We start from the raw sequence: 20,243 nt of genomic DNA, 5'->3' as shown, positions 1-20,243 counted from the left end.
TTTGTGTGAAGAAACGAACGCTAGTAGTATTTTTCGGATTATTGGCGCTGATTTTGACTGCTTGCGGCAATAATCAGCCAAAGATCAATAAGCAACCCTATGAAGACAAGCAATTTCTAATGGGGACCTATGTTCAGATCCGAATCTATGATGATGGCAAAAAAGCAGTTCTGAAACCAGCTTTTGCCCGAGTGAAAGAATTGGCGGATAAGATTACCGTTAATGAAAAAGGCTCAGAGATTGACGCAATCAATGATGCAGCGGGGGAGAAACCGGTCAAGGTGACGGAGGATATGTATTATTTATTGAAAGAAGCCTATAAATATAGTCAAGACTCTAAAGGCGGTTTCGACATGGCGATCGGCTCGATCACGTCATTATGGCGAATTGGTTTTCCTGATGCCCGCAAACCGGCTCAAAGTGAGATTGATCAAGCTTTGAAGCTAGTCAATTATCATGAAGTCGTATTTAACGATACGGATAAGACAGTTTATTTAAAAGAAAAAGGGATGAAACTGGATCTAGGGGCGATCGCCAAAGGCTACATCACCGATGAAGTCGTGAAAGTCTTGCAGGAAAATGAAGTCACGACAGCAATCGTTGACCTTGGGGGGAATGTTTTCGTCTTGGGTCATAGTCCCCGCAATGATCAAAAAGAAGACTGGACAGTCGGTATCCAAGATCCTAATCAAGCCCGCAATGTGGTTTTAGGCAGTGTGCCAGAAAGCAACAAGTCTTTGGTTACTTCAGGGATTTATGAACGTTACTTGGAGGCCGATGGAAAGACCTATCATCATTTATTTAATCCAAAGACTGGCTATCCATTTGACAATGACATTGCCGGAGTCACGATCATTTCTAAAAAATCGATTGACGGTGACGGCTTATCAACGGCGGTCTTCTCAATGGGTGTTAAAAATGGGATGGATTATGTGGAAGATTTGAAGAATACGGAAGCGATTTTTGTTACGAAAGACGATCAGGTCTACGTGACTTCTGGCTTGAAGGATGTCTTTAAGTTGAACAAGGAAGCCGGCTACACCATGGGCAACGACAAAGAGTTGAAGTAGGAGTATAAAATGACGAGAAAAAATTTTTTCGATTTAGTAGAGATTCGTACCAAATTGGCCAGCTTATTTCCTTTTTTGATTGGCGTATTATTCACAAATAGCTATTTTCATTCCTTTCATTTAGGCAATACGCTCTTCTTTTTCTTTGGGATGATCGCTTTTGATATGGCAACGACGGCGATTAATAATTACATGGATTTTCGCAAAGCCCATTCAGAAGAGTATAAATATCAAGAAAACGTGATCGGTAAAGAACAATTATCTGAACGGACCGTAGTCGCCATCATCTTCAGCTTGATCGGTTTTGCGGCTGTCGTCGGGATCGTCCTGGCGCTCCAAACTGGTTGGATGTTGCTGTTGATGGGCTTGGCTTGCTGTTTTATTGGGGTGTTCTATACCTTTGGTCCGATTCCGTTGTCACGGATGCCGCTAGGAGAAGTCTTTAGCGGCGTGACGATGGGCCTCGGAATTTTTGCCATCACGATCTATTTGAACACGTATGATCAAAAACTCTTTTTTATGGAGTTGAACTTGAAACACTTTGCGATAACCGGTGATACGACGGCTGTTTTGGCGCTGATTTGGGCCTCGCTGCCGCTGATTGCCACCATCGCCAATATCATGTTGGCCAATAATATTTGTGACTTGGAACAAGATATTGCTAATCGCCGTTACACGTTGCCGTTTTATCTCGGGAAAACGAATGCGGTCCGTTTGTTTAATCTATTGATGTACAGTTGTTACGGTGTGATTTTAATCGGTTTGCTTGCGGGAATCTACCAATGGCCGATCTTGATTGTTTTTTTGAGTCTGGTGAAGGTTTATCCTCAGACCACCTTATTTACTAAGGAACAAATCAAAAGCCAGACTTTTGCGATGTCGATCAAAAATTTGGTGGCTTTTAACAGTTGCTACGGGATCGGTTTGATCTTGACCTTGATCTGGCAGCTGATTCATTAAGAAGAGGTGCTACATGGAAAGTAATAAGCTTAAACCCGTTCATAAAATGACTTGGGCGAATTTCTTTGAATTAGTCCAGATCCGTACTAAATTAGCCGGTCTTTTTCCGTTTATCATCGCAGTGTTGTTTAGCAATACGTATTTTCACGCCTTCCATCCCGGCAAAACACTGCTTTTCTTTTTCGGGATGTGTGCCTTTGATCTAGCTATCACGGCGATCAATAATTATATGGACTTTTTGAAAGCTAAGTCGCTAGTTTATAAATATGAAGAAAACGTGATTGGTCGCGAACAGTTATCAGAACACGTTGTTCAAGCAATTATTTATGGCTTAGTCGGTTTTGCGGCCATTATTGGGATTCTTTTAGTACTTCAAACGGGCTGGCTGTTGTTGCCACTGGGAGGGGCCTGCTTTTTTGTGGGGATCTTTTATAGTTTCGGCCCGATTCCGTTGTCGCGGATGCCATTAGGCGAGATTTTTAGCGGCGTGACAGAAGGGTTAGGCATTTTTGCCATCACGATCTATCTAAATACTTACGATCAGCGGCTCTTTTTTATGGAGTTGGATCTGCAACATTTTTCGCTAGTTGGGAGTACGACGGCGGTTTTAGCAATGATTTGGGCGGCCTTGCCATTGATGTTGACGATTGCCAATATCATGTTAGCAAATAATCTCAGTGATTTAGCACAAGACATCGAAAATCATCGCTACACACTGCCATTTTATATTGGACGTAAACAAGGCGTCCGTTTATTTAATGTCTTGATGTACAGCTGTTATGCGGTGATTCTGATTGGCTGGCTAGTGGGTATTTATCAATGGCCGATCTTAGTGACTTTGATCAGCTTAGTCAAAGTCATCCCGCAAACGCGGATTTTCTCAAAGGAACAGATCAAAAGCAAGACGTTTCCGATGTCCGTCGATAATTTGCTGTTTTTCAATAGTTCTTATGCGCTAGGACTGTTGCTAAGTTTGGTGATCCAGCAAGTTTAACTAAAAAAACAGTGGTCGCAGTTGACCACTGTTTTTTTAATGGATTTGCCAAAGAAAGACCAGTAGACTAATCAAGCCTAAAACCGTCACGAGGATAAACAATAGTTTGTCTCGTTTTGTCGCGAAAACCGGCCGCTGATACGTATGGCTATTCCACAACCAAAAGACAAAACCTAAGGCGTAGATCCCGACACAATAGAGCAGGTTTAAGGCACCGGACGAATAAAGCATATAAAATCCGTAGACGATTCCACCGAGGGCCAGAATTTTTTGTCCGCGGTGTTGTTTGGCTTTGGCGATTTGCCATAAAAAAGCCGCCGACAGGACATAAGGGACCAGCACCATAGTAGTAGCCGTATCCGTTACCGCTTGGAAGGCATCCATCGCCCAACGAGAAACTAAAAAGACGATCTGCATAATGACACCGTTTAAGACTAAGGCGTTTACCGGTGCATTCTGTTGATTGGCTTTCCCTAGAAACGCTGGGAACATTTTGTCTTGCGCCGCATCAAAAGAAATTTCCGCAGCTAAAATCGTCCAAGAAATCCAAGCGCCTAAAACAGAAATAATCACGCCGATATCGATCATATTGGCGGCCCAAGCACCTGCCGAAGCTCGTAAAACACCGCTTAACGAGGGGCTCGGTAAATTCGCCAACTGGGCTTGCGGCAATGAGCCGAAGCTTAACATTACGATTAAAACATAGATAGCTAACGTGGTAGCGTAACCGATCAACGTAGCCCGACCGACATCGCGGGCCCGCTTAGCTCGACCAGACAAAACAACGGCGCCTTCGATCCCGACGAATACCCACATCGTCTGCAACATGGCATGGCGAATCTGGGTCGGGACGCTACCAAATTCTTGGCCATTAAGTTGCATATTTTTAGCGAAGACATCTAGCGAAAAGGTTTGATACTTGAAATGAATGAATAAAAGAAAAATGGCCATTAAAATCGGAATGACCTTGGCACTGGTGGCGATCGTATTCAAAATACTGGCAGTCCGAATCCCCCGCGCTACGAGAAAAATGACTCCCCAGATCATGAAGGTGCCTAAAACTAAGCCAATCTGGCCGCCGGAACCACCAATCTTGGGAATGAATTTGCTTAAAGCATCTAAAAATAAAATGACAAAAGAAACATTTCCGATGATGTTGCTGAGCCAGTAACCCCAAGCGGAATTAAAACCGACATAATCACCGAAACCGTCTTTGGCATAGTAATAAATGCCGCCAATGATCTCAGGCTCCTCATTCGAGAGGGTTTGAAAAACTTTTGCAATAAAAAAGACCCCGATTCCGGTAATCAACCAAGCAAAAAGCGAGGCGACCACACCAGCCGATTGTGAGATACTGCTAGGCAAATTGAAGACCCCGCCCCCCAGCATCGAGCCGATCACGATCATAGTTAACCCCAACAAACTCATCTCTTTAGTATGATTGTCAGGTGTTTGATTCTGTTCCATAACTTTCCTCCTAAAAAACACTGTCTTTATTCAAGCATATTTGACTAAAAATAGCCATAAGGAGGCGGTAAAACTCACGAAACTCCGCTTAAAGATTCGCCATTTTTTTCTAATAAAAATCCCGTATTTTTGTTATGCTTGACGAGCTAAGCAAAAAAAGCAGGACTTAAAAAGAAAGTGCCAGCCAAGATTTTTACGTTGGGGGCAGTTTAGTTAATCTAAGTAAGCGTTTTTTCATCAAAAATAGATGGTTCATTGGCTGTTTTTCATTTTTCATAATGATAGAATAAACAAAATAAGGAGGGAGATAATGATCGAAATTCGAGTAGCAACACCCGCAGATGCGGCGCAGTTACAGGCGATTTATGCGCCGTATGTAAAAGAAACCACGATTACCTTTGACTACGAAGTGCCAACAGAAGCGGACTTTGCGGCAACAATTGCGGAGACGTTGCATTTATATCCATATTTTGTAGCGACCGAAAATGAGAGAATTTTAGGCTATGCCTATGCCCATGCGTATAAAAATCGGGCGGCTTATGATTGGGCCGTCGAAGTCAGCGTCTATGTCGACCGAGAGCGGCAAAGTCACGGTGTAGGGAAACAATTGTATCAAGTCCTAGAAGCAACCTTAAAAAAACAAAATGTAGCGATTTTAACGGCCTGTATTACCGGCGGCAATCAAGGTAGTTTAACGTTCCATGAAAAGATGGGCTATGAACAGGTAGCCAATTTTCCTAAGATCGGTTACAAATTTGATCAATGGTTGGACGTGCTCTGGCTCCAAAAATGCTTAACGGAAACTGCGGGCAAGCTTCCGCCTTTTATCCCTTTTTCTGAGCTGTGAGTAAAAATGGTTGCTAGCGCGAGCGGTTCCTTTCGGGGAAATTGCCTTTTTGTTTTTCGCTAAGGGGCGGGAATACCTTTGATTCAAATCATTTGCTGATCTGCAGTCGTTTGACTCGTCAGAAACAAGACCAAACCCTCATTTGAAAAGAAAAACTTCCAAATTAGGTTTCGTTCATAAAATTCTAATTGAATTCAATAAGAATTGTTACGGACCTATACCAATGGTTTGCTATCCTTGAATTGTAAAAGTGAGGAGGGCCTTAATAGCACAATGAAACGAGAAAAGGACACTTCGAGAAACGAAGTAAAAACCACCGACTTTCTAATAGAAATGTTGGCGTTGTTCATTCTGATTTCCCTAACTATTTATGCCATAAGAACCGGAAAGATTTTTTAAAAGATACTTGGCTTTTTAAGTATCTTTTTTTGTTGCTAAAAACTAGATTCAAAAAGAGAACTTGCGAAAAAGCTAGGGTTCCATAAAACACTATTTTATAAAACTATTTAATAGAAGAACTTGAGAAACTCTACGGCTAGACCTCAGGACTTGTTTAAAAAGCAAGTCCTGTTTTTCTTTTATTGATGGTTATAGCCATGATATTTTAGTAGGTATCTAAAATGAAAACTATATTTGTGATATAATTAACACATGAAAGTAGCCTTACTCCAAATATTACCAACTGGTAGTGCTGAAGATAACTATCAAAAAGCCTCCTTATATATAAAGGAAGCTGCAGAATCTGGCGCAGATATTGCTATCCTCCCTGAGTGTTGGAATACTGGGTACTCCTCGCCAGAAGAATACCCTGATGGACAAAAAGGATGGAGAGAAGATGCAATTTCTCAAGGAAGTGAAGACTTCAAAAAATATTGTCAAATAGCTAAGAATAACGAGATTGCATTAGCTTTTGCTTACCTTGAAGCAGATGAAGATAAAATTTATAACTCTGTTGCTCAAATAGATAGATTCGGTCAAGTAATCTTAAATTATCGTAAAGTACATACAGTTCGTAAGAATTGGGAACAGAAAATTCAATCTGGAAATGAATTTTTCGTCGCGGATTTGCACATAAAAAATGACATCGTAAAAATCGGGGCTATGATTTGTTATGATCGTGAATTTCCAGAAGCAGCAAGAATCCTTATGCATAAAGGCGCAGAAATAATCCTAGTGCCCAACGCCTGCTTCATTGAAACAAATCGTTTATCTCAACTCAGGTCTAGAGCATTCGAGAACATGGTTGGAATGGTGACTGTAAATTATCCGTCCCCAAAAGAAAACGGTCATTCCTCAGTATATGACGGTCTGCGAATAAAGGGAGAGGATTACAATTCTGAGATAATTGTAGCAGATGAGACCGAAGGTTTATTCTACGCATATTTCGATATCGAAAAATTGCGAAAGTACCGTTCTCGAGAACTTTGGGGTGACTCATATCGTAAGCCCTGGCTTTATCAGGATTTAATTGACGATGATAAAGCAGATCCTTTTTTGCGTAAAAATGCAGAGAAAAAATAACCTAATTTAGTAAGCTAGGGTTCCATAAAGCACTATTTTTATAAAACTATTGAACTAAAAACTCTATAACAAAGGAATAACGACAATGGATAAAAAAGTAGAAAGTATCAATTCCAAACAATCATACGTCCGTTTGATAAATAAAGCCGAGGATTACATAGAAAAAAATTTGAAAGAAACTATACAGCTCAAAGACTTAGCTAAAAATGCCAATTTATCAGAATTTCATTTTCATAGAATCTTTAAGAAATACTCTTCTGAAACAGTAAACGAATTTGTAACCAGATTTAAAATAGAACGAGCTGCAATTTTTCTATGTGTAAGTCCTAATATTTCTATAACTACTATTGCAATGGAATATGGATATAATGACTCTAGCTCATTTAGTCGGACGTTCAAAAAACATTTTAACTTAAGTCCAATGGAATATAGAAAACAGCAAGAATTGTCAAGAAATAAAAGTCGGTTCATGGAATAATAGTTTGCGTAAGGTAATCAAAAAATCAAGGAGGAATAAGTATGATTGAGCCGATCAATATTACTACAGAAGAAATTAAGAATCAAAGAATTATCTATATTCGTTTTAGAGGAAGCTATGCTGAATTTAGAAGACAAAGCAGAAAATTATTCAAAGAATTATTTGACTTTGCTACTACTAATAATTTGATTATTCCAGACGAAACAAAAGTTTTGACAATTTATGATGACAACCCTTTTATCATAGATGAAAAGAATCTCCGCACTAGTGTAGCAATGACTATTCCAGCAAATTCGAAAGTTGTTGAGACTGGAAACATTTGCGAATCAAGTATTTCAGGTAAATTTGCAGTCGGTCATTTTGAAATGTCAGGTAATCAATATGGAGAAGCTTGGCAATACATGTATCAAGAGTGGCTTTTTAAAGATAAAGCCAAACCAAGAGATGCGACTCCTTTTGAAATGTATATCACAGAACCGCCTAAAAATTTAAAAGATACAAGTTTAACTGACATTTATATTCCGATTCTTTAGAATATCATTTACTAACTAGGAACTTTAAGCCTGTAGCCCTCAAAGCTACAGGCTTTTTCTATACCTTCTTTTAGTCATTCCCTCCATTTCGTTTTACTATATATATGTAAGACAAAATAATATATATGGAGGTTTCCAACATGGAAAAACAGCAGAAAAAGAAAGTAAATGAACTGGAGAAATTAGACAAGGTGAAAATCGGGTATGCTCGAGTGAGTACCCTATATCAAAATTTAGGGTTTTCAGTCCAGCTAGACAGCTTAGAAGATTGTGATATTAGCTTTTAGCAAGAAATTGACGAACTTGAAACACGACTTTCTAAACAAAAGGAAGACGTGAAAAACGTTGAGAAATTTCTTGAGATTGTCCGAAAATATACCACGCTTGAAAGCTTAACGCCTAGCATTGTGAATGAACTCATTGACCGAATCGAAATTCACAAACCAGACAAAAGCACAGGCAAGCGAATCCAACAAATCGATATCTACTACCGATTTGTTGGAAAACTAGATGAAATTTGAAGACAACAAAAGACCCGACAAGCTTTCACTTGTCGGGCACTATCTCAATTTAGTAGGTTATGGGCACCTAGCTAAATCGCAAGTTCTCTTTTTTATTTTTGCATCAAGGTTTCTAAGGCCTTCATTTTTTGAATCACTAGTTCTGGTGTGATGGTTTGCTTCATTAAATGAATCATCTCACCGGGACTGCAGGCGCGCTCGGCAACCGCTCGATAGTCCTCTTCCGTCAAATATAAATCCATTGCGGCTAAGTTTGTAGGTAAATCTAGTTGATGATAGAAGGGCAGAAGTTTTTCGATCTCCGCCAAATTCTCCTCGATCATCAATTGAACTAGGATCCCGTAGGCTACTTTATTGCCATGGAGCTGGTGATGGCTGTCAGGTAAGACGGTCATCGCATCGTGGAGTGAGTGAGCACCAGCGGTTCGACCATATTCATCGCCAAAGCCCCCCACCATGCCGGCCAATAAGATGTTGGCTTCGACCACATCAATAAAGGCTTGATTGATCTGTTTATTAGCCATCGCGGCTAAGGCTTCCATACTTTGAGTGAGCAGAATCTCGCGACATTTTTGAGCAGCAAACGCTGCTACTTGGACTTCGACTGGCTTGACGGTCAATTGTGAAATGATTGCATGAGATTCATACCATTTTGCCAAGGTGTCGCCGATCCCGGCGATCATCAATTCCCGCGGTGAATGCAAAATAATCTCAGGATCGATTAATACAAGGTCACTGGCTTTGGGAAAGACATCGTAGCGTAGCATGACGCCAGACTCGTCATAGACCACACTTAATGGTGTATAAGCAGCGCAAGTGGCTGCTAGAGTGGGCAAGATGATGATGGCTAGCTGGACTTTATAGGCCACAAGCTTTCCTAAGTCTGCAACTTTTCCGCCGCCCACTGCAATAATGCCATCAAAATCCTCTTTATTGCATAAAGACGCAAATTTTTCTGCAGCGGCATCGGTGCACTGACCACCATAATAATGGAAAGTAGTTGTTATTGATAGTTCTGGAAAAGAAGGCTTAACGGCCTGCCAAGATTTTTCACCATGGAGAATCAGAACATTCTTCATTTTTCTTCTATTAAGATGGGATTCCAACGAGTCCCAAGCATGGGCTTTTAATTCATATTCCTGCGGCGCACCGCGGACGATTAGTTGTTTTGACATGGAAAAACTTCTTTCATTATTTTTTTAGATTCCTCTTTTTTTATTATAATGGTTATGGTAGTATAAACGCAAGCAACTTTTGGATATTTATTCTTTTATTATTCGTATAATCATATTATTATTCATTGTTTAAAAAAGGAGTGGGATGGATGAAAAAGAAAATTGGCGCATTACTTACAGTTTTACTGATGCTGTTGAGCTTTTTACCGGCAAAGGCACAAGGAGCAGAACAAGATGCAATCTACGAACGGATTCAACAAAGCGGAGAGTTGGTCGTCGGCTTGTCGGCAGATTATGCCCCGTATGAGTTCCATGCGGAGGTGGATGGAAAGGATAAAATCGTCGGCTTTGATGTGTCGATCGCTAAAAAAATTGCGAAGGACATGGGCGTGAAGCTGAAAATTGAAGAACTTGGTTTTGATGCGTTATTGGGCGCTTTGAAAACAGGCAAGATCGATTTGGTTATTTCCGGTATGGCGATTACGGAAGAACGGTTGAAGGAAGTGGATTTTTCAGATCCGTATTTCATCGTTCAGCAAAAGGTTCTAGTTCGTAAAGGCGACGAGGACAAATTCAAGACGACAGCAGATTTTAAAGGAATGGCCGTCGGGGCACAAAAGCAAACGACACAAGAGGATTTAGTTAAAAATGAAATGACTGGAGCGGAACCAACATCGTTGCAGAAAGTTCCCGATTTAATCAACAATCTATTGAATAAAAAAGTTGAAGCCGTTGTGTTGGAGCAGCCGGTTGCGGAAGCCTATGTTCAACAAAGTGACAATGTAGAACTGGCCCCTGTGAAATTTGAACAAGGGGAAAAAATGACGGCGATTGCAATGTCGAAAAATACACCGGAATTACAGAAGCACGTCAACGCTTCGATCAAAACGATCAATGACAAGGATTTACTAAAAGGCTATCAAAAAGATGCCAATGAACTGATGTTCCAAGGAGAACAATCTTTCTTGCAAAAATATGGGCCCTACTATTTAGACGGAGCAAAGTATACGATTCTACTGGCTTTTGTAGGTGTGCTATTTGGCTTGATTTTCGGTAGTTTATTAGCCTTAATGAAACTTAGCAAGAGCAAAATCTTGAAGGCCTTAGCTGTTATCTACATTGAGTATGTGCGGGGGACACCCTTATTGGTTCAAATCTTTATCGTATATTTCGGAACAGGGGTGATCGGGTTAGACTTGTCGAAATTACTGGCAGGTTGTATCGCGGTCTCGTTGAACAGTGCAGCCTATGTTGCAGAAATCGTGCGGGCAGGGATCAATGCGGTCAACAAAGGTCAAATGGAAGCTGCGCGTTCATTGGGAATGAACCAAAAAGAAGCGATGCGTTTCATCGTGTTCCCGCAAGCCATCAAAAATATCTTGCCGGCATTGGGAAATGAATTCGTGACGATCATTAAAGAATCTTCGGTCGTTTCGGTTATCGGGGTATCAGAATTGATCTTCCAGACAGGGGTGGTCCAAGGGGCCAGCTTCAAGCCGTTCTTACCATACGTGCTGGTTTCACTGATCTACTTTGTCTTAACCTTCTGTATTTCCCGCCTATTGGGATTAGTTGAAAGGAGAATGGGTCTGAATGATTAATGTAAAACAACTATCAAAAAGTTTTGGCGATAATGCCGTTTTAAAATCCATCGATCTTGATGTGAAAGAGGGAGAAGTGGTGGTCATCATCGGTCCTTCCGGAAGCGGGAAAAGTACGATTTTACGCTGCTTGAATTTATTAGAAGAGCCGACTTCTGGAGAGATCTTTTTCGAAGGGCAGAATATCACGGCTCCTGATAGCAATATCGATCAGATTCGTCAAAAGATGGGGATGGTATTCCAAAACTTTAACCTATTTCCCCACATGAGTGTGGTAGAAAATTTGACGATCACACCGGTGAAAATTAAAAAAGAAGATCCGACAAGGGCCAAGGAAAAGGCTTTAGCTTTGTTAGATCAGGTCGGTTTGAAGGAAAAAGCCGACAGCTATCCTTCTAGCCTGTCTGGTGGGCAGCAGCAGCGGGTGGCGATCGCTCGTGCGCTGGCGATGAATCCGGACGTAATGTTGTTTGACGAACCAACTTCGGCACTTGATCCAGAAATGGTAGGAGAAGTCTTAGCGGTTATGCAGGATTTAGCTAAGAAAGGCATGACGATGGTCGTGGTGACGCATGAGATGGGCTTTGCGAAAGAGGTGGCGGATCGTGTGATCTTCATGGCGGACGGTGTCATCCAAGAAGAAGGCACCCCAGAGGAACTCTTTGATCATCCGCAAAACAGTCGGACGCAGGATTTCTTGAACAAAGTATTGTAATTAGCGGGGGAGGAATCAGGATGGATAAAAAGAAAATCGCGCAACGCTTCCAGCAGCCGGCAGAAAATTTGCTGATGAAGATTGCCGTTTTAGCAAAAGAAAAAGAGAATATTATTGATTTGTCGATTGGTGATCCCGATTTGATCACCAATCCGGCAATTATTGAAGCAGCGTATACCGATGTGAAAAATGGTGCTACGAATTATACCGCACCGGATGGTAGTAAGGAATTTTTACAGACCGTCGTTGATTTTTATCAAAAAAAATACGATTTAAGCTTTCAAGTCAATCAAGTTCGGGCAACGGTCGGTGCGTTGCATGGGATGTATCTAGTCATGCAGGTACTGCTTGATCCCGGCGATGAAGTGATTATTCATGAACCTTATTTTTCACCGTATCGTGAACAGGTTGTTTTATCGGGTGGGACCCCTGTTTTTGTCCCGACGTATGAGGAAAATGGTTTTCAATTAGCTGTGGCAGATTTAAAAGCCGCCATCACGGATCGAACAAAGGCGATCATCATCAATTCACCGAATAATCCAACAGGCGCCGTTTTTTCCGAAGCGACCTTGAAACAAATCGCGGAAGTAGCGATCGAGCAGGATTTATTCATTATTTCTGATGAAATCTATGAAGACTTTGCTTTTAAGGAGAAATTCGTGCCGATGGCTAGCCTTGCGCCAGAAAATACCATTACCATTAGCGGTGTGTCAAAGGGCTTTGCCATGACAGGCTGGCGTTTAGGTTACATGATCGCGCCGGATTATATCAACCAAGTCGCTGGGATGATCAATGAGAGTATCACCTATTCTGCACCGACGGCTTCACAGCGGGGGGCGATTTATGCGTTGAAGCATTATGAGGAACTAGTCCCGCCAACAGTTGCGATTTTTAAGGAGCGTTTAGCTTATATTGAAAAAAGAGTAGCGGAAATTCCTTATTTGTCCTTGCCTTCGGTCGCTGGGAGCATGTATGCTTTTATTAATATCAGTAAAAGCGGACTCGATTCAGTGACGTTTGTGGAAAAAGTTTTGGAGCAAAGCGGCGTGCTGTTCGTTCCAGGAAAAGCGTTTGGCGAAACGGTGGGCGACGATTATATTCGCTTGGCTGCCACCCAGCCATTGGAAGTCTTAGCAGAAGCCTTTGATCGATTGGCGCAGCTAGAGTTCTAGCTCGCAAAAGTCGGCACGTTCTGAGAGGTATTTCTTTACTGGTCCTATTATAGTAGAAGCAGGAGGAAGATGAATGGAATGGTTGGATCAATTTAATAACAGTATTGCTTATGTTGAGGAAAATTTGACAACTACGATCGACCTAGAACGGGCGGCGCAATTGGCGCAGTGTTCTAGTTATCATTATCAGCGAATGTTTTCGTATATCGCTGGGGTGACGCTGGGGGAGTATATTCGCCGTCGTAAGATGAGCTTGGCGGGAGTTGATTTGCAGCGGGGTGAAAAGGTAATCGATGTGGCCAATAAGTATGGCTATGATTCACCGACGTCTTTTAATCGAGTCTTTAAAAGTGTGCATCAGATCACGCCACAAGCCGCTAAGCAAGCCGGTGTCAAATTGACTAGCTATCCGATGTTGACCTTCAAAATTACAGTAAAGGGTGTTAATGCGATGGAATATCAATTAATCGACAAAGCAGCATTCAAAGTAACCGGAGTTAGTCTTAAATTAGCCAAAGACATGGAGAAAGCACAAAAAGAGATTCCTCAATTTTGGAATGAAGTCAGCACAAGTGGTCAGTTGCAGCAATTGTTGCCATTGATGGATCAAGCCAATCCGGGAGTGATGGGGATCAGTTTAATGACGGCCGAGACGGAAGAGAACTGGGAATATGCGATTGCGGTGGCTAGCGAGGAAGTTCCGGCAGATTTTCAGCAGTATGAGATTCCAGCAGCAAAATGGGCGATCTTTAGTGGAACAGGTCCGATGCCAGGAGCGATTCAAGCGTTGCAGCGGCAAATTTTTCAGGAATGGCTGCCGACTTCTGGGTTTGAGTATGCGGAATTGCCGGACATTGAATTGTATTTAGATGCCAATCCGACAGACGCTCATTTCCAAGTTTGGTTGCCGGTCCGTGCGAAATAAGAAGTTGAGAGGTTGTGGCTAGAAGCTGCAGCCTCTTTGTTATATTCTATACATAAAGCAATCGATAAGAAGAGGGGCAGTATCGTGAAGAAACTGATTGAAGAGATCCAGGCTTATGAACCATTTACTGAAGAAGAAGCGGCAGATAAAAAACTATTTTTAGACAAGCTGCAATTTCAAGAGCATTTACTGACACGAGCAAACACCGACTATCATTTTTCTTCCTCGGCTTGGGTCGTTAATCCTAGTTATGACAAGGTACTGATGGTTTACCACAATATTTATCAATCTTATTCTTGGACAGGTGGTCATGCAGATGGCTGCAGTGATCTTTTACGGGTGGCTAAAAAGGAATTAGCGGAGGAAACGGGGATCACGGAGTATCAGCTGCTCCACGAAGGCCTGTTTGCCTTTGATATTTTGCCGGTACACGAGCACTACAAAAGAGGGCAGTTTATTAAAGAGCACTATCACATCAATACGACCTATCTTTTTATGGCACCGGAAGATCAGGCGCTGCAGGTCAAAGAAGATGAGAATAGCGATGTGAAATGGATCGAGATTGCAGCTATCGATCAGGCAGTCGCAGAAGAAGAAATGCGTCCCTATTATCATAAAATGATCAAAAAAGCCTTGTTGCTCAAAAAGCAGCCCTAGCAAGCTGAATCATTTTGCTCTATATTATTCCTAAATGGAATGAAAAATCATAAAAGGGTGTGAGGCGATGGATCAGCAAAAATTACAGCTGTTTCTTGATTTGACAGAAACCTTGAACTATACGGAAACGGCCGAACGGAATTATATGACGCAGGGAAATGTCTCGAAAAAAATCAGTGCACTGGAAAAAGAGCTGCAGGTGCCGCTGGTTGACCGCAGCAATCGGCAGATTCAACTGACAGAAGAAGGACGGTTGCTATTACCGAAGATCAAAAGAATCGTCCAGGATTACCAAGCGTTGGCAGAGACCTTGACCGAATATCGCGAGAAAAAAGAGCGGGTCCTGACTGTCCATACGATCCCGACGATGCCGAATTATCGGGGCTTTGAGTTATTAACGACCTTTTTGAAACAACATCCTGAGATCCATTTGAATTTGCAGGAATCTGAAGCGACAGCGCTAGGAGATTTTGAAATTGAAAAGAATACGATCTATTTCTTTCGTTCATTAAAGGAGCAAGTGGGTAAAAACTTTATACGGACGGAAAAGGATCGCTTTGTAGCGGTCATGCCTAAGAGTCATCCGTTAGCGGAAAAGGCAACGATTCCGCTGACCGAACTGGAAGAGGAAATTTTTTTGCTATTGGGGTTGCCAGCTAGTCCCTATTATTCCGTGGAAGAGCTTTGCCGTGAGGCGGGCTTCACTCCTGAAATAAATTATCAAGGAACGCGGATCGACTTGATTTTGCGGATGATCGAAGAAGGGTTAGGCATCTCCCTGATCATGGAAAAATCATTAGGCAGCTCGTTGTCAAAGGAATTAGTTGTTCGAAAAATCGAGCCCACCAAAGAAAGTTTTTTGAATTTCTATCTATCTGAAGCAGCCGATGCACCTGCGCCAAAAGAATTTTTCAAATTTTTACAATCGAACTATTCTAAAATGGAATAAATTAGAGTGAAAGCTGAATTGTATTGTGTCATGGATGAGCCTAAGCTTAGTTTATGAGATCGACCACAATACAAGGAGGCTTTTTTATGTATGATTTGCGAAAAGTTCTAGCTGAACTAAAGGAAATGCCGGGAGAATACCATGAAACGGACGTAGCAGTTGATCCACACGCAGAATTATCCGGTGTTTACCGCTATATCGGAGCTGGGGGAACAGTCCAACGGCCTACCAAAGAAGGACCGGCCATGATGTTTAACAACGTCAAAGGCTTTCCCGCTTCGCGCGTCTTGATTGGAATTATCGCCAGTCGTGAGCGCGTGGGGAAAATTTTGCATCATGATCCGAAACATTTAGGACGATTACTGAAGGATGCGGTGCAAAATCCTGTTAAGCCGGTGAAAGTCTCAAAGGCTGAGGCCCCTGCGTAGGAAGTCGTTCATTTGGCAAGTGATGAAGGTTTTGATATTCGTAAAATTTTAGCGGCACCGACCAATACAGAATATGATGCCGGCCCATACATCACAATGGGGGTAGTTTATGGCTCTGATCCTGATAAAACCATGAGTGATGTGACGATTCATCGGATGGTGTTAGAAGATAAAGACACGATCGGCATGTATATCATGCCCGGTGGTCGCCATATCGGCCATTTTCAAAAGCAATACGAAGCGTTGAATCAACCGATGCCCATCACGATCAATATTGGGCTGGACCCGGCGATTTCCATCGGGACGACCTTTGAGCCGCCTACCACACCGCTTGGCTATAACGAATTATGGGTAGCTGGTGCCTTGCGTCAAGAGCCTGTTCAATTAGTTGATGGCGTGGCAGTCGATGAAGTCGGGATCGCCCGCTCAGAATTTATTATTGAAGCCGAGATTTTACCTCATCAAACGATCCAAGAGGACATTAACACGAAGACTGGCAAAGCGATGCCGGAATTTCCCGGCTACAATGGCGACGCCAATCCGGCAGTCAACGTGGTGAAAGTCAAGGCGATCACGCATCGCAAAGACCGTCCGATCATGCAGACAACGATCGGCCCTTCCGAAGAACATGTGTCGATGGCGGGGATTCCGACTGAAGCCAGTATTTTGGATTTAGTTGACAAAGCGATTCCCGGAAAGGTCACCAATGTTTATAATCCACCTGCAGGCGGCGGAAAATTAATGTCGATTTTACAGATCCACAAGGAAACGGAAGCGGATGAAGGGATCCAGCGGCAAGCGGCGATCTTGGCCCTGTCAGCTTTTAAAGAATTAAAAACCGTCATCTTAGTGGATGATGATGTCGATATTTTTGATATGAATGACGTGATGTGGACCTTGAACACCCGCTTCCAAGGTGATCAGGATATTCTCGTGTTGCCGGGTATGCGGAATCATCCACTCGATCCGTCTGAACGACCAGAATATGATCCAAAATCGATCCGCTTCCGTGGAATGAGCAGCAAAACGATCTTAGACGGCACCGTTCCGTTTGATTTGAAGGCTGATTTTGTTCGGGCGGAATTCAAAGAAGTGGCTAATTGGGAAAAATATTTGAAGTAGGTGAGGCAAATGAAAAAGCGTATTGTTATAGGAATCAGCGGAGCGTCGGGGATTGTTTATGCGATTGATTTGATCAACCGTTTGAAGGCTGATCCTACGATCGAAACTCACGGGATCATCAGTGATTGGGCCAAACAAAACTTGAAGCTGGAGTCGGATCTGAGCTTACAGGAGCTGGAGGGGCTGCTGGATTATCATTACAGTAATCGTGATTTAGGCGCGGCAGTTGCCAGCGGCTCATTTTTAACGGATGGCATGGTGATTGTCCCGGCAAGTATGAAAACAGTCGCTGGCATTTCGCTGGGCTTTGGTGACAATCTGATTTCTCGAGCAGCAGACGTGACTCTGAAGGAACAGCGCAAGTTGATTCTAGTTCCGCGGGAAACACCGCTGAATGCGATCCATTTAGAAAATCTAACCAAGCTAGCACGATTGGGTGTCCAAATCATCCCGCCGATCCCAGCATTTTACAGCCAGCCAAAGACAATCGACGAGATCGTGGCCCATCAGTCGATGAAATTGCTGGATGCGTTAGGAATCGAAAACCACGTTTCGGGACGGTGGAAAGACCATGAGTAAAATATTTACTAGCAAGCTTGCCGACTATGAGATCAAGTTGCAGGCTGAATGGATCGGCAACGATTTGTTCCTGTGTCTTTTCGGCGGCGACACACCGCATATCGGTACGGTGACTACCTTTTCAAGGGAGACGGAAAAGCAAGTCCAACGCTTTCCTAGCCATGACGGACGCTTTCACAAAGATGATGTCCTGGCGGAGTTGTTGTTAAAACAGATTGCGGCAGAATTACCGGGAAACTGTGTCATCACAGCCGGTGTGCATGTGGATCATATTTCTCAGGAGCAGATTCAGGCTTCGTTTTCCATGACTACAGAACTTGCGGAAGCACTCAAACGCTGGCTTTCAGAGAATCCGTTAGCAAAAGAACCGTTTTATGAATAAGCAAAAACTAACTGCCTACTAGATGTTAGGCAGTTTTTTCGCATATGTGACATATGTCCTATTTGTTTTTTCGTAAGAACCGTAGAATAAGGGCATAGGAGGTGCTGAAAAGGATGATCTTTATTCTATTGATCTTGATTAGCGCTATGTTTATCGGTGTTAGAAGACACCAAAAGGCCCAAGCGCGTTATTGGGAACGCATCAACGAATTTGAAGCGCAACGAAAAAGACAAATCTTAGCGACTGCCATCAAGCTGGAGCAGCGTCAGACGCCTGATTCCCACATTGAGCAAAAGTGGCAGCGGGCCAGTTAAGTATTTTGATCTAGTAGATTTCATTGGTTGAAGCATTCCGTTCGAAAAGCCGAAAAGGACAAAGGATAATCAACAGCTGATGTTGAAGTACAAACTGAAAGAATTTCCGCGTTTTGCGGAAATTGACGAATAAAAAGCACCAGATCCGTTTTGTGAAAAGGATCGGGCGCTTTTTTCGTCATTGAGTAGTTCTTATCTAGTCAGCGTCGGTGGAATAAGCCAATTCCTTTTGCGCCTCAAGGGAAGATAAGCGCTTGGCAAGGCTCTCGTGGATTTTCTGATAAGAATCACTGCCTAACGCGATACGTAAGGGGTTCGTCTTCTGCTCTGTAAGTTTGATAATTTGATGCGCCATCTTGGCAGGATCACCAACAATCATTTTTTTGAAAGCGGCTATATCTAATCCTGGAACTTCTCCTTTCATCATGCTGATTACTTGGCCGACTTCAGTGTTCTGATAGACTTCTAATTGTTCACCGAAAGCACCGTTTCCGCTGACAAAATTGGTTCTGATTCCGCCTGGATCAACGATGGTAGTTTGAATATTAAAGGGCTTGACCTCTTCTGCCAAGGCTTCAAACGCCGCTTCGACCGCCCATTTTGAGGCACTATACAGGCCCATCGCAGGTGTCGAGTAATGGCCTGCCATGCTTGAAATCTGAATGATTTGTCCATGGCCTTGTTTTCTAAAGAAGGGTAAAAAGGCCTTCGCAGTTCTTAAAGAACCAAATAGATTTATCTCAAAGACATTTTTCATTTGCTGCTCACTGATCTCTTCGATGGCGCCATAAAGTCCGTAGGCGGCATTGTTGAGCAAAACATCAATCGTTCCTAGCTCAGAAAAAGCCTGGGCGACTACTGCATTTACCTCAGCTTCATTAGTCAAATCCAACGTTGTTTGCCACAATTGAGAACCATATTTTTCCTTCAACGAATCTAAGGCACCCAATTTTCGAGAAGTTGCGGCTACCCGATCTCCCCGTTCCAGTAATTCTTGAATGACTTCTGAAGCTAGGCCACCTGTTGCGCCTGTAATAAACCATGTTTGCATATTAAAAATCCTCCATTCTAATTAGCCGTCCTCTCTACCAAAAATACGAGGGGACTGCGGCGTTGCATTTGTAACGCCCGATGGAATGTAGTATAGTGGAGCCAATTTTGAAATTCAATTCGTTTTGCCTGTGCTGTTACAATAGGGGGTATTTTGTTATGACTAATGCGTATAACTTGGATCAAAAGCAGCTGACCAAAGACTCGATTTTAGGTGCGCTGCTGATCATTATGGATAAAAAGGAGTTCAAAAAAATTTCAATCAGTGAAGTCTCACAAAAGGCCGGAGTTTCGCGGATGGCCTTTTATCGGAACTATGAAATTTTAGAAGACGTTCTGATGGAGCGTTTAGATACGATCAATCGCGCCTTTGTGCAGGTGATTGATCGAGAGCACGTTAACAATTATGAAATGACCAAACGCTATTTCTCCCATATGAAAAGTCACAAGGATTTTCTAATGAAACTCTTTGATGCGGGTCTGACCCAGTTAGTACTGGATCAATTGATTGCGTTTCTTGAAGAGCTTTCTGAATATTTGATTTGTGATATCGAATGCACACCAGAATATCGCAAGTACAATATCAAATTTATTGCAGGAGGAATTTTTAATGTTCTGCTGACTTGGTGTCAGGGGGGAATGGTGGAATCCGAGGATCAAATGGCCACACTCATTTGTGAACGTTTCTCGAATCATATTACGAAGCTTGCACCAATTAACTAAATTTAATCAATACTGGACTCCCCACGAAGCTATCTGCTCGGCGGCACATTTTTTATCTGA

The 20,243-nt window shown here is 42.5% G+C and carries 22 protein-coding genes and 1 pseudogene; 20 read left to right on the top strand and 3 right to left on the bottom strand.

From position 1 onward, the window contains the following. The first annotated feature begins 41 nt into the window (after positions 1-41). The 3 genes from EP1_RS09630 to menA (EP1_RS09620) are packed head-to-tail and all read left to right on the top strand — an operon-like array spanning position 42 to position 3,024. Positions 42-1,070, top strand: coding sequence for an FAD:protein FMN transferase (locus EP1_RS09630; RefSeq protein ID WP_425552595.1), 1,029 nt, complete (start codon positions 42-44; stop codon positions 1,068-1,070). Positions 1,071-1,079: 9 nt separating this feature from the next. Next, a complete protein-coding gene (gene menA, locus EP1_RS09625) occupies positions 1,080-2,030 on the top strand; it encodes a 1,4-dihydroxy-2-naphthoate polyprenyltransferase (RefSeq protein WP_067626858.1) in 951 nt (316 codons plus the stop codon). Positions 2,031-2,076: 46 nt separating this feature from the next. Further along, positions 2,077-3,024 (top strand): 1,4-dihydroxy-2-naphthoate polyprenyltransferase, encoded by a 948-nt coding sequence (gene menA, locus EP1_RS09620; RefSeq protein WP_067626890.1) that lies wholly within the window; start codon positions 2,077-2,079, stop codon positions 3,022-3,024. Between the two features lie 36 nt (positions 3,025-3,060). Here menA (EP1_RS09620) and EP1_RS09615 read toward each other — a convergent pair whose 3' ends face one another. Further along, the gene (locus EP1_RS09615; RefSeq protein ID WP_067626856.1) at positions 3,061-4,491 is read right to left on the bottom strand and encodes a basic amino acid/polyamine antiporter; all 1,431 of its coding nucleotides are present in this window, start codon (positions 4,489-4,491) and stop codon (positions 3,061-3,063) included. 310 nt (positions 4,492-4,801) lie between these two features. Between EP1_RS09615 and EP1_RS09610 the strand changes: the two genes are divergently transcribed. The 6 genes from EP1_RS09610 to EP1_RS13770 all read left to right on the top strand — a co-directional run bounded on the left by EP1_RS09610 (position 4,802) and on the right by EP1_RS13770 (position 8,391). Then, a complete protein-coding gene (locus EP1_RS09610) occupies positions 4,802-5,338 on the top strand; it encodes a GNAT family N-acetyltransferase (RefSeq protein ID WP_067626854.1) in 537 nt (178 codons plus the stop codon). A gap of 651 nt (positions 5,339-5,989) precedes the next feature. Further along, positions 5,990-6,859, top strand: coding sequence for a carbon-nitrogen hydrolase family protein (locus tag EP1_RS09605; RefSeq protein WP_067626852.1), 870 nt, complete (start codon positions 5,990-5,992; stop codon positions 6,857-6,859). 85 nt (positions 6,860-6,944) lie between these two features. Further along, positions 6,945-7,337, top strand: coding sequence for a helix-turn-helix domain-containing protein (locus tag EP1_RS09600; protein WP_067626850.1), 393 nt, complete (start codon positions 6,945-6,947; stop codon positions 7,335-7,337). A gap of 41 nt (positions 7,338-7,378) precedes the next feature. After that, a complete protein-coding gene (locus EP1_RS09595) occupies positions 7,379-7,870 on the top strand; it encodes an AraC family transcriptional regulator (protein WP_067626848.1) in 492 nt (163 codons plus the stop codon). Between the two features lie 140 nt (positions 7,871-8,010). After that, positions 8,011-8,157, top strand: a complete 147-nt coding sequence (locus EP1_RS13430; RefSeq protein ID WP_157065588.1) for a hypothetical protein — start codon at positions 8,011-8,013, stop codon at positions 8,155-8,157. A 6-nt stretch (positions 8,158-8,163) separates the two neighbouring features. Beyond that, complete coding sequence (locus EP1_RS13770; RefSeq protein ID WP_083507532.1) at positions 8,164-8,391, top strand: DUF4368 domain-containing protein; 228 nt, start codon at positions 8,164-8,166, stop codon at positions 8,389-8,391. Between the two features lie 92 nt (positions 8,392-8,483). Here the strand turns inward: EP1_RS13770 and EP1_RS09585 are convergent, their stop codons facing one another. Next, a complete protein-coding gene (locus EP1_RS09585) occupies positions 8,484-9,566 on the bottom strand; it encodes an iron-containing alcohol dehydrogenase family protein (protein ID WP_067626844.1) in 1,083 nt (360 codons plus the stop codon). 149 nt (positions 9,567-9,715) lie between these two features. Between EP1_RS09585 and EP1_RS09580 the strand changes: the two genes are divergently transcribed. The 10 genes and pseudogenes from EP1_RS09580 to EP1_RS09535 all read left to right on the top strand — a co-directional run bounded on the left by EP1_RS09580 (position 9,716) and on the right by EP1_RS09535 (position 18,410). Then, on the top strand, positions 9,716-11,167 hold the full coding sequence (locus EP1_RS09580; protein ID WP_067626842.1) for an ABC transporter substrate-binding protein/permease: 1,452 nt from the start codon (positions 9,716-9,718) through the stop codon (positions 11,165-11,167). Beyond that, on the top strand, positions 11,160-11,882 hold the full coding sequence (locus EP1_RS09575; RefSeq protein ID WP_067626840.1) for an amino acid ABC transporter ATP-binding protein: 723 nt from the start codon (positions 11,160-11,162) through the stop codon (positions 11,880-11,882). Before EP1_RS09580 ends, EP1_RS09575 begins: the two co-directional genes overlap by 8 nt. Before the next feature lie 20 nt (positions 11,883-11,902). Next, positions 11,903-13,054: a pyridoxal phosphate-dependent aminotransferase gene (locus EP1_RS09570; protein WP_067626838.1), complete on the top strand. Its 1,152-nt coding sequence runs from the start codon at positions 11,903-11,905 to the stop codon at positions 13,052-13,054. 73 nt (positions 13,055-13,127) lie between these two features. Beyond that, positions 13,128-13,979: an AraC family transcriptional regulator gene (locus EP1_RS09565; RefSeq protein WP_067626836.1), complete on the top strand. Its 852-nt coding sequence runs from the start codon at positions 13,128-13,130 to the stop codon at positions 13,977-13,979. An 84-nt stretch (positions 13,980-14,063) separates the two neighbouring features. Continuing rightward, positions 14,064-14,636 carry an NUDIX hydrolase gene (locus EP1_RS09560; protein ID WP_067626834.1) on the top strand — a complete coding sequence of 191 codons (573 nt, stop codon included), beginning with the start codon at positions 14,064-14,066 and terminating at the stop codon, positions 14,634-14,636. A 67-nt stretch (positions 14,637-14,703) separates the two neighbouring features. Next, on the top strand, positions 14,704-15,585 hold the full coding sequence (locus EP1_RS09555; RefSeq protein ID WP_067626832.1) for a LysR family transcriptional regulator: 882 nt from the start codon (positions 14,704-14,706) through the stop codon (positions 15,583-15,585). Between the two features lie 86 nt (positions 15,586-15,671). Continuing rightward, positions 15,672-17,135: pseudogene (locus EP1_RS09550) on the top strand (UbiD family decarboxylase). 9 nt (positions 17,136-17,144) lie between these two features. Continuing rightward, a complete protein-coding gene (locus EP1_RS09545; RefSeq protein WP_067626830.1) occupies positions 17,145-17,714 on the top strand; it encodes a UbiX family flavin prenyltransferase in 570 nt (189 codons plus the stop codon). Next, positions 17,707-18,096: a prenylated flavin chaperone LpdD gene (lpdD, locus tag EP1_RS09540; RefSeq protein WP_067626828.1), complete on the top strand. Its 390-nt coding sequence runs from the start codon at positions 17,707-17,709 to the stop codon at positions 18,094-18,096. Before EP1_RS09545 ends, lpdD begins: the two co-directional genes overlap by 8 nt. 113 nt (positions 18,097-18,209) lie before the next feature. Beyond that, entirely contained in the window at positions 18,210-18,410 is a 201-nt protein-coding gene (locus tag EP1_RS09535; protein ID WP_067626826.1) for a hypothetical protein, read from the top strand. A 196-nt stretch (positions 18,411-18,606) separates the two neighbouring features. On the opposite strand, the gene EP1_RS09530 is transcribed toward EP1_RS09535, so the two are convergent. After that, complete coding sequence (locus tag EP1_RS09530; protein WP_067626824.1) at positions 18,607-19,461, bottom strand: SDR family oxidoreductase; 855 nt, start codon at positions 19,459-19,461, stop codon at positions 18,607-18,609. A gap of 158 nt (positions 19,462-19,619) precedes the next feature. Here EP1_RS09530 and EP1_RS09525 point away from each other — a divergent pair, with 158 nt between their 5' ends. Then, positions 19,620-20,183, top strand: a complete 564-nt coding sequence (locus EP1_RS09525) for a TetR/AcrR family transcriptional regulator (RefSeq protein ID WP_067626822.1) — start codon at positions 19,620-19,622, stop codon at positions 20,181-20,183. Positions 20,184-20,243 lie beyond the last annotated feature (60 nt).

This window comes from Enterococcus pseudoavium NBRC 100491 (genome assembly GCF_001544295.1).
Taxonomy (GTDB): domain Bacteria; phylum Bacillota; class Bacilli; order Lactobacillales; family Enterococcaceae; genus Enterococcus_A; species Enterococcus_A pseudoavium.
Note: the sequence above shows the minus strand (reverse complement) of the source record. Positions and strands in the feature narration are given on the sequence as shown.